Origin of the sequence: Micromonospora sp. NPDC047707, from assembly GCF_040704235.1 — a bacterium.
Classification (GTDB): Bacteria; Actinomycetota; Actinomycetes; order Mycobacteriales; family Micromonosporaceae; genus Micromonospora.
This window is the reverse complement of sequence record NZ_JBEYSU010000133.1, coordinates 1-1,826: the sequence shown is the minus strand read 5'-3', so window position 1 is coordinate 1,826 and position 1,826 is coordinate 1. Positions and strand designations below refer to the sequence as shown.

Genomic DNA, 1,826 nt, shown 5'->3' with positions numbered 1-1,826 from the left:
CGCCGAACACGAGGCACTACACGCGATGACCCACCCGGTCACCGCAGCCCTGAAAACCAGCTAACCAACTCTCCATCAAACCCGGGGCTTGACAGTTGGCCATGGATCGTCGATATTCACCGGCGTGCTCCTGGCATTCCAGCCCGAAGGCTGCGGACTCGCTGTCGTCCTTCGCCCTGCAAGCGGCTCTCCCGCTTTCCACGGCGGGGCGTGACTCCCGCGACTACTACGACGACTCCGCCCCGTCCCTTGGCCGTCAGCCGACGGTGGACCTGCCCGCCACCGCCCTGGTCGGACGGCGGGAAGGGCGACCAAAGGACGGTTCCCGTGTTCACTGTGTTCCGATCGGCGGGGGCGGTGCCCAGCTTTGCCCCGGTAGCCTCGCCACGGGTACGCCGCAGGCCTTCCCCGATGGCCTCCATTCCGGAGATGCTCTCCGGATCAGGAGTCGACGCCCACGCACAACCAAGGGCGTCGCGTACTACTGCCCGGCCCCTATCCGCCAGGTTTGAGCCGGTTCCACCCTTACGGGGGTTCAACCACTGGTTCACTCGCGTTACACCTACCCGCCTCGCTAGCCGGGCCCGCGCCGTCTGGCCGTACCGGCAAGTCCCGTCGTTGTCGCGGCTGCTTCCCACCCTTCCCCGCACCTCCGGAGTCAGGCTGCCGCCAGCTTCACCGAACTGCTGCGACAGCCCGGCGGAGGGTCCTTGCACCCCTCTCGGAAACACAGCGCCTCACGGCGCACTTGCACGACGTGGAAGTGATCGACGACCAGCAGCGCGTGGGGCAGTATCTGCCGGATCGCGGCCTTGAACACGGTGCACATGTCGATCGCTACCGCTTGGACCTGCTCACGCCAGGCTGGTGGGCGTTCGCTCAGCCAGCCGGCGACAGCCGCGGTGGTGCGGCCTTCGACCTGGGCGAGCAGGCCCTGTCCACCGGAAAGATCGACGAAGCCGACGTGCCACCGGTCCGCGGTCGTGGTCCAGGAGTCTGCCTGGGCATCCCATTTCCAGTGGGGTTTGCCCCGGCGGACCTCGTCGATCCCGAGCACTGTGACCGGTTCCGGCCGTGCGGCAACACCGCCTTCGCGTGGGCGGTGAACGCGTCGGCGACGACAGGCCACGAGACGCCGTGATCCCGAGCGGCCTGCACGATCGTGCGACCTGCGTCGGCGACCGCCGCCCCGGCAGCCTGCCGTAACCGGGTGGTCAGCCTGGATCGGGCCGGGACCTGCGCTACCTGCTCAGTGAACGACTTGCGCGGACAGGCCGGGGTCGGGCAGTACCAGCGGCGCTTGCGCCAGCGCAGCCGTACCGAACGCCCGGAGACCGGCAGGTCCCGCGGCCGGGTCGTGGTCCACTGCTTCACCCTCAGCGCACGCTGACCGCACTGCGGACAGCATCGTGCCTGATCACAACCGGTGGACAGGTCCACCACCGGGACACCCGCGGCGTCCACCTCGACCCGCTCAGCGACCAGGCCGTCCAGGCCCAGCAGCCGGGTCGTATCGTTGACCATGCTCGCAGTTCTTCACTTGTGACCATCCAAATTCGACACTCAGATGATCACCGGCGAGCTGCGAGCCCTTCACATTCGGGTCGACCCCAGCCACGAACCCCGCTCAAGTTCGAAGAGCCACTATGCGGTGGCCAGGGTCTCCTCGGTCGGGCAGGCTTGATCCTGTCCGGGGTTCTCGGTCAGGTCGAGGCTCGCCGGAGGCGACCGTGAATCGGCCTGGGTTTCTCGGAGGGCATGATCTAACAGGGAGAGGATCATGCCAGCACCGAAGAAGTATGACGATGAGACGCAGGCGCGTGCGG

2 protein-coding genes and 1 pseudogene are annotated in these 1,826 nt (G+C 67.5%); all 3 read right to left on the bottom strand.

The annotated features are described in order from the left end of the window. Window positions 1-658: 658 nt before the first annotated feature. Complete coding sequence (locus AB0873_RS32400; protein WP_366604590.1) at window positions 659-1,057, bottom strand: transposase; 399 nt, start codon at window positions 1,055-1,057, stop codon at window positions 659-661. A gap of 98 nt (window positions 1,058-1,155) precedes the next feature. After that, window positions 1,156-1,524, bottom strand: a pseudogene (locus tag AB0873_RS32395) (transposase family protein); the annotation flags it as partial. A gap of 120 nt (window positions 1,525-1,644) precedes the next feature. Next, window positions 1,645-1,826: hypothetical protein (locus tag AB0873_RS32390; protein WP_366604588.1), on the bottom strand; the 182-nt coding region annotated here is incomplete at its 5' end.